General features: G+C 42.0%; 6 protein-coding genes and 1 pseudogene. 6 read left to right on the top strand and 1 reads right to left on the bottom strand.

Translation table 11 applies throughout. The features are described from left to right. The 4 genes and pseudogenes from AOQ70_RS19550 to argS form a co-directional block, all read left to right on the top strand. Positions 1-101 (top strand): annotated as a pseudogene (locus AOQ70_RS19550) (arginase family protein); the annotation flags it as partial. A gap of 82 nt (positions 102-183) precedes the next feature. Further along, positions 184-531 carry a hypothetical protein gene (locus AOQ70_RS07455; RefSeq protein WP_059375486.1) on the top strand — a complete coding sequence of 116 codons (348 nt, stop codon included), beginning with the start codon at positions 184-186 and terminating at the stop codon, positions 529-531. Positions 532-655: 124 nt separating this feature from the next. Further along, entirely contained in the window at positions 656-1,078 is a 423-nt protein-coding gene (locus AOQ70_RS07450; RefSeq protein WP_003215400.1) for a DUF1934 domain-containing protein, read from the top strand. After that, positions 1,075-2,748 (top strand): arginine--tRNA ligase, encoded by a 1,674-nt coding sequence (argS, locus tag AOQ70_RS07445; protein WP_059375483.1) that lies wholly within the window; start codon positions 1,075-1,077, stop codon positions 2,746-2,748. Before AOQ70_RS07450 ends, argS begins: the two co-directional genes overlap by 4 nt. A gap of 405 nt (positions 2,749-3,153) precedes the next feature. Here the strand turns inward: argS and AOQ70_RS07440 are convergent, their stop codons facing one another. After that, positions 3,154-4,125 carry a S66 family peptidase gene (locus AOQ70_RS07440; protein ID WP_059375482.1) on the bottom strand — a complete coding sequence of 324 codons (972 nt, stop codon included), beginning with the start codon at positions 4,123-4,125 and terminating at the stop codon, positions 3,154-3,156. A 137-nt stretch (positions 4,126-4,262) separates the two neighbouring features. Between AOQ70_RS07440 and cls the strand changes: the two genes are divergently transcribed. Continuing rightward, the gene (gene cls / locus AOQ70_RS07435; RefSeq protein ID WP_370333265.1) at positions 4,263-5,780 is read left to right on the top strand and encodes a cardiolipin synthase; all 1,518 of its coding nucleotides are present in this window, start codon (positions 4,263-4,265) and stop codon (positions 5,778-5,780) included. 105 nt (positions 5,781-5,885) lie between these two features. Further along, positions 5,886-7,601 (top strand): ABC transporter ATP-binding protein, encoded by a 1,716-nt coding sequence (locus AOQ70_RS07430; protein WP_047202612.1) that lies wholly within the window; start codon positions 5,886-5,888, stop codon positions 7,599-7,601. The last annotated feature ends 323 nt before the right edge of the window (positions 7,602-7,924 follow it).

The raw sequence follows: 7,924 nt of genomic DNA, 5'->3' as shown, positions 1-7,924 counted from the left end.
CGGGGCAGACCTAGTCGAGGGTAGCACCTGTATATGATCATTCTGACCAAACAGCGAATACAGCGAGTAAGCTTTTACGCGAAATGCTGCTGGATTTGTGAAATAATCAGTTGATAGAGGAGCTTGTCATCTCATGTGGACAAGCTCTTTTTTTACATTGATCAAACATAAAGGAGGCAGCTCATGTTTTCTTCAATATTGATGGTGTCCCTCGCTTTTTGCGTATTAGCTTCAGGCTTTCTCACACTGAAACGAGAGCTCGCAGCCGATCCATCTGTTTTTGCTTCTAAAAAGGAAGCAAAGGAAGAGGTGCTGGGGCTGTTTCACGATCGGGGCTTTTTCTATCTGACGGCCATTGCGTTATTCATGCAGGTGGTATTTAAGAAGAATCAAATCGAACCAATTGATTTTTTTCAGGCATTTTTGGCAAGTTCAGGCATACAAGCTCTTTTTTATTTACTGAAAAGAAAAGACTTAGGCGTAAAGGCTGGACTTGTCGTATTGGTCAGTTGCATTTTTCTTTTTTTCTAAAGGGATGGCTGAAGATGAAAAACGAAGTTTAATCGCCGTGAAGAAGAGAAATGATGGTATGATAGGCGATCATGATTATGGTATAATATTTTAGTTAAACGGGTCTTAGCAAAGGAAGTGCAAAATGACACAAAACCAAATTTCAATTCATGTAAAGTCAGTGATGAAACCAGAGACGGAGCCGGCTGAAACGATCGAATTCCGTACGACTGGAACGTATCAAGAGAAGAATGACAAAACGTATCTCACTTACCATGAAGAACATGAAATGGGTCAAGTAAAAACCGTTGTGAAAATGAGTGAAAAAGAAATTTTTGTCATGAGATCAGGGGCTATTCAAATGAAGCAGCGCTTTCTCATTGGAGAAACGACCGTCACACATTACACGATGCCATTCGGTACACTTCAGTTAGATGTGCACACACATGGCATTGATCTCGATGTGGACAAGGGACTGCTGCACATTACGTACGATATGCTGACAGGAGAAGATCAAAAGCATTTACATACATTATCGATTTCGTATAAGGAGGATTTACGTTCATGAATATCGCAGAACAGGTCAAAGATGCGTTAAAAGAAGAAATCATTGCGGCAGTCGTCAAAGCAGGACTTGCCGATGAAAGCCAGGTGCCAGATGTCCTTTTAGAAGTGCCGAAAGACAAAACTCACGGTGATTACTCTACCAACATGGCGATGCAGCTTGCCCGCATTGCGAAAAAAGCACCTCGTCAAATCGCAGAAGACATCGTCAATGCGTTTGATAAAGGGAAAGCTTCCATTGAAAAACTGGATATCGCAGGTCCAGGATTCATTAACTTTTATATGAACAATCAGTATTTAACAAAGCTGATTCCAGCTGTCCTTGAAGCAAAAGAAGCGTATGGCGAAACGAATACAGGCGGCGGTCAAAAGGTGCAAGTCGAATTCGTCTCAGCCAACCCAACAGGTGACCTTCACCTTGGACATGCCCGCGGAGCAGCTGTAGGAGATTCCCTTTGCAATATCCTTGATAAAGCAGGGTTCGATGTGAGCCGTGAATACTATATCAACGATGCAGGGAATCAAATTAATAACCTCGCTTTATCTGTCGAAGCACGTTATTTTGAGGCACTCGATCTTGAAAAAGAAATGCCTGAAGACGGCTACAGAGGGGAAGACATCAAAGGCATCGGACAAAAGCTTGCGGATGAATTTGGTGACCGTTTCGTTCATGAATCGGAAGAAGAGCGGATGAAGTTCTTCCGTGAATACGGATTGAAATACGAATTAGAGAAATTACGTGTAGACCTTGAGAATTTCCGTGTACCATTTGATGTATGGTATTCAGAAACCTCTTTATATGAAAACGGAAAAATCGAACTAGCGCTGGAAACACTTCGTGAAAAAGGCTATGTCTTTGAAGAAGACGGCGCAACATGGCTGCGTTCAACTGATTTTGGCGATGATAAGGACCGTGTGCTGATTAAAAAAGATGGCAGCTTCACTTACCTGCTTCCAGACATCGCATATCATAAAGACAAATTGGACAGAGGCTTTGACCAGCTTATTAACATTTGGGGAGCGGACCATCACGGCTATATCCCTCGAATGAAAGCGGCGATCCAAGCACTTGGATATCCAGCTGGCAAGCTTGAAGTAGAAATCATCCAGCTTGTGCATCTTTACAAAAACGGTGAAAAGATGAAGATGAGTAAGCGTACAGGAAAAGCTGTCACAATGCGTGATCTCATTGAAGAAGTCGGCTTAGATGCGACTCGTTATTTCTTTGCGATGAGAAGTGCGGCGACACATATGGACTTTGACCTAGACCTAGCCATTTCTACGTCTAACGAAAACCCTGTGTACTATGCACAATATGCGCATGCGAGAATTTGCAGCATGCTGCGTCAAGGAGAAGAAAAAGGCTACGAACCAAACCTTGAAAAAGCCGATTTCTCTCACATTCAATCGGAAAAAGAATACGATCTTCTCAAAATCATTGGCAGCTTCCCAGAAGTTGTAGCAGAAGCAGCTGAAAAGCGTATTCCGCACCGCGTGACGAACTATATTTACGACCTTGCATCAGCCCTTCACAGCTTCTACAATGCCGAGAAGGTCATCGATGTAGAAAACGAAACAAAAACAACAGCGCGTCTTTCACTCATGAAAGCAACACAAATCACGCTCGCTAATGCATTAAAACTAATTGGTGTATCGGCTCCGGAAAAGATGTAATGAAATGAAAGAAAGCCCCACTCTATTGGATGAGTGGGGCTTTTTCATATAAAAAACCCGCTATCTTCAAGCGGGTTTTGAAAATTATCCAAGCGTATTAATAATGTTAGAAATAGAATCAAATAATTGGCTAAGTACATCAGAGAACATAGAGTGTGCCTCCCTTCGGTAAGCATGTAGTATGTGTGCGTCAAATGGAATTATCCAAGTGTGTTAATAATGTTAGAGATAGAATCGAATAATTGGCTAAGTACATCAGAAAACATATTTTTGCCTCCTCTCTTTTCTTTTTACATCTACTTAACGAAGGGAATGAAGGGTTGGATCACTTTTTCTAAAAAAATTTTAAAAAAGATGGCGGCATAGAAAAAAGCACCGCCTATTCGGGTGCTTTTTTGCCTTTAGTTATGAATGAATGCGCAGCTTTATGTCTCCATTTGTACACGCTAGCTGAACGTTTCCGCCAATCGGGAAGGTGAAGATGGGCTGTGTATGTCCGATATCGACATCGTAAATCACTGGGATGTGTTTGAGCATTGGGTGCTTATCTAGAATGAACCTCAAATGTTCCTCTGTCATCTTGGATTTCTTCTGAAAGCGTCCGATGATCAATCCTTTGATTGATTGTGCATGCTGCAAGAGGGAGGTAAGGTCTCTGGCGAACATTTCAGGAAACACCAGCTCATCATCCTCGACAAATAAGATGGCATCCTTTACATTCGGCATAAACGATGTCCCTTGCAGTAAGTTCAGTGTACAAAGGTTTCCGCCATACAAGGTGCCTTCAGCTGTTCCTTCCTGATAAATCCCCCATGTTGTCGGATGAAACTGCCTGTTCGCTTGATCGAGATACCAAGCATCATCACTCCATTTTGTCGAAGGAATCACATCAAACGGTTCGCCGCCGTTCATCAAGCAAGCTTGAAACATGGCAGTCTGCTCCTCCTGCCCCTGCTCCATGTAAAAGCTGGAAAAATGGGGGCCGGAATATGTCACCATATCACATTTCGCTGTAATGGCGTTTGCAAGTGCAGTGATGTCACTATAGCCGCAGAGGACTTTAGGGTGCTGACGGATCAAGTCGTAATCAATATAAGGCAAAAGTTCATTGCAGTTGAAGCCTCCAATGGCTGTCAAAATACCATCGACATCATGATCTCTGAACGCCTCATGCAGATCAGACAAGCGGTGTTCAATCGACGATGAGGAATGAAGGTCACATTCAAACACATGCTGTCCCAAAGAGACAGTGAAGCCTAAAGCCTCTAAACGTTTTTTCGCTTGAGCAATTCCTTCTTCTGATAAAATGCTGGCACTTCGGCTTGGGGCAATGACACGTATATGGCTCCCTTTTTTAAGAGGTGAGGGGGTATGCATAAACAGATCTTCCTTTCCATCACATATTTCTCTATTATATCGGATCAAATAGCGAAAGTCTGTAAAGGCTAGGAGAAAGGAATGGGTCGTGCGTTTCATACAAGCTGTGCAAAGGGTATGGAAGAGAAAAAGACAGAATGAGGGCGGAGAATGTGAAAAAGAGAAGACTGGAATTTTTATTTTTATATTTTATGATATTCGGGGCATATGTCGTGTATTGGTGGACTGTGCCGGCGTGGAGCGTTCAGCTGTACGCAGCGATTTATATCGCCATTATTTTATTTAGTATCGTCTCACTCATGCTGGAGAATCGTACTTCACAGCACACGTTATTATGGATATATGTGCTGGTTTTTTTCCCGATCATTGGCTATATGTTCTATCTGTTCTCAGGACAGCTCTATGTAAAAGGTCATTTATTCAAATCAAAGAGAATGTATAACCGCGAGAAATTACGCAGAATCTCTGAGCTTGAGAGCAAGCCGGATGAATCACGTTTAACCGATAATCAGCGTGGTTTTTTTCAATACACAGAAAAAGCAACAGGCATGCATGTGAATACAAATAGTGATATGGACATTTTAAAAAATGGAGAGGAGACGTTTCCCCGAATTTTTGAAGAGTTAAAAAAGGCAAAATCATTCATTCATATTGAATATTACATGTTTAAATCTGATTTCCTCGGCCACCGGATGATGGAGATTTTGATTGAAAAAGTGAAAGAAGGGGTAGAGGTCCGCTTCATATATGATGCGGCGGGCAGCATTCGTTTCTCACGAAAAGATATTAAACGCTTGAAGCAGGCAGGGGTTAAGGTCGCTCCTTTTCTACCTTTAAAATATGGATTCTTTAATCAAAAATTCAATTTCCGAAATCATCGAAAAATCGTCATTATTGATGGGAAAACAGGGTTTGTCGGCGGATTAAATGTTGGCAAGGAATACGTAGGACGGGATGAAAAGATCGGCTTTTGGCGTGATACGCATGCCATGTTAAAGGGTGAGGCTGTTCAGACCCTTCACTCCGTTTTTATGCTCGACTGGGAATACGTATCAGATGAAGTATTAATTGATGATCCGAAGTATCATACGCCGCATCCTGTGACAGGAGAGGATGTCATTCAGGTTGTACCAACTGGACCTGATATGAAAGAAAGTATGAGTGATTTATATGATGCTCTCATTTCTAATGCGAAACAATTTGTCTGGATTGCCACACCTTATTTTGTACCAAACGAATCGATTCGCACTGCGCTCAAAATCGCTGCCACAAGAGGGGTGGATGTGCGGGTGATGGTACCGGAGATCAATGACGGATTTCTCACGCAATATGCCACACGATCCTATTTTTCTGAGCTACTAAAAGAGGGCATCAAGGTATATCACTATCAAAAAGGGTTCATGCATCAAAAGGTGATGATCGCAGATGGAGAACTCGCCTCTGTCGGCACTGCAAATGTTGATATGAGAAGCTTTCAGCTCAATTTTGAGGTCAATGTCTTTACAGCTGCGAAAAAGCCAATTGAGCAATTGATGGCCCACTATGAGGAAGATATGAAGGAATGTGAGCAAATGGGTCCTGTTCATTTTTATAAAAGAGGCTTAAAAGAGCGGTTGAAGGAATCATTTGCTCGATTGTTTTCTGGCGTATTATGAGGATTTCCAGTCAAAGAAATTATTTCCTGATCTAGTATTTTGCAGAGGATTCCTCTATAATTGAAAATGATTATCAATTATAGAGGAAATGAGGTCCTTTTACATATGCTAAAACGTTTTTTCGCCTATTACAGGCCCTATCGCGGTCTGTTCTTTTTAGATTTCTTTTGCGCTGTCGCAGTTGGATTAATGGAACTTGGTTTCCCGCTGATCGTGAACTACTTTATTGATACGTTATTACCAACAGGGAACTGGACAGTCATTGCCTGGACCGCACTTGCTCTGTTTATCATTTATGCCCTCAGCTCAGTGATGCAATTTATTGTGTCGTACTGGGGACACATGCTTGGCATTAATATTGAAACAGATATGAGGAAGAAGCTGTTTGATCATTTTCAGCGTCTCTCATTTAAGTTTTTTGATAACAACAAAACGGGTAAGCTTATGTCTCGGATGACAAATGACCTCATGTACATTGGTGAGGTGGCTCATCACGGACCTGAGGATTTGTTTATTGCGATTATGACGATTCTTGGCGCCTTTGCTGTTATGCTAATGATTAACTGGCAGCTTGCCATTTTAACCTTCCTGATCATGCCTGTCATCATTTGGCTTGCCCTTCATTTTAATAAAAAGATGACACAGGCGATTACACAGCTGAACAATGACATTGGAGACTTTCATGCAAGGGTTGAAAACAATATTGGCGGTATTCGTCTTGTTCAAGCCTTTGCCAACGAACATTTTGAGAAAAAGCGTTTTGCTGAAAACAACAACCGCTTTCGGAAAGCGAAGCTTCTTTCATATAAAATCATGTCGGTTAACGGCTCAATCAGTTACATTCTGACACGTCTTGTGACACTGTTTGTCCTTCTAGCAGGGACATGGTTTGTTCTGCAGGGTCAATTAACGGCAGGTGGATTTATCGCGTTTGTTCTGATTACAAACGTCTTATTCAGACCGATTGATAAGATTAACACAGTGATTGAAATGTATCCAAAAGGCATTGCGGGCTTTAAAAGCTATGTCGACTTACTTGAAACAGAGCCAGATGTGAAGGATACAGAAGGAGCTCGTGATGTATTCGGGCTGAAAGGTGAAATTGAATATCGAAACGTGACATTTGGCTACGATGAGCACAGTCATGTGTTAAAGGATATCGATTTGAAAATCAAACAAGGAGAAACCGTTGCGTTTGTCGGGCCCTCAGGAGCCGGAAAATCGACGATTTGCAGTTTGCTGCCGCGTTTTTATGATGTGGATGAAGGGGAAATTACGATTGATGGTGTGAGTACAAAATCGATGACCCTCTCTTCTTTAAGACAGCAGATCGGCATTGTGCAGCAGGATGTCTTTTTATTCTCAGGCACCATTCGAGAAAACATTGCGTACGGCAACCTAGAAGCCAGCGATGCAGAGATTTGGGAGGCTGTACGTCGTGCGCATTTAGAGGAACTCGTTCAGCGTTTCCCAGAAGGATTAAATACTGTCATAGGAGAGCGCGGCGTCAAATTGTCAGGCGGTCAAAAGCAGCGCCTGTCGATTGCGCGGATGTTCCTAAAAAATCCTTCAATTCTTATTTTAGATGAAGCCACATCAGCACTTGATACAGAAACAGAAAAAGCTATACAGGATGCACTGAGCGAACTGGCTGTCGGCAGGACGACACTCGTTATTGCCCACCGCCTGGCAACAATTAAACACGCCGATCGTATCATCGTCGTAACAGAAGAAGGCATTCAAGAACAAGGCCGCCACCAAGAACTCATCCAAATGGGCGGCGTATACAGCAGACTGCATGAAGCGCAGTTTGGTCATTGATAGTAAGGCGTAAATGAGTTCAGCTATTGAGTTGGACTCATTTTTTTACATGTGATAATAAAAAGTGGTTCGTCCTGCAAATATTTAAATCACCATTTAAATGGAATTTTGATATAATTTAAGGAAATTAGATCCAAAAGGAGAGGGTTGTTTGAGCGAAACAGCAAAAACATTCATGCTGAAAAGCATTCACTACGTGACTCTTGTTGGTTTATTTATATTGATCATTCCAGCTGGAATCAACCCAGTATTTTTTTACATTGGGATTATTCTATTTGGCATTCACCTTTTTGTAAACGTTATAGACAGTTCTTTAAGCAAAG

This window comes from Bacillus sp. AM 13(2015) (assembly GCF_001518755.1).
Taxonomy (GTDB): Bacteria; Bacillota; Bacilli; order Bacillales; family Bacillaceae; genus Bacillus; species Bacillus safensis.
This window is presented reverse-complemented; position numbering and strand designations above follow the sequence as displayed.

Coding starts and splice junctions, on each gene's coding strand:
- AOQ70_RS07455 (WP_059375486.1), top strand. CDS start 184: ATGTTTTCTTCAATATTGATGGTGTCCCTCGCTTTTTGCGTATTAGCT.
- AOQ70_RS07450 (WP_003215400.1), top strand. CDS start 656: ATGACACAAAACCAAATTTCAATTCATGTAAAGTCAGTGATGAAACCA.
- argS (WP_059375483.1), top strand. CDS start 1,075: ATGAATATCGCAGAACAGGTCAAAGATGCGTTAAAAGAAGAAATCATT.
- AOQ70_RS07440 (WP_059375482.1), bottom strand. CDS start 4,125: ATGCATACCCCCTCACCTCTTAAAAAAGGGAGCCATATACGTGTCATT.
- cls (WP_370333265.1), top strand. CDS start 4,263: ATGAGGGCGGAGAATGTGAAAAAGAGAAGACTGGAATTTTTATTTTTA.
- AOQ70_RS07430 (WP_047202612.1), top strand. CDS start 5,886: ATGCTAAAACGTTTTTTCGCCTATTACAGGCCCTATCGCGGTCTGTTC.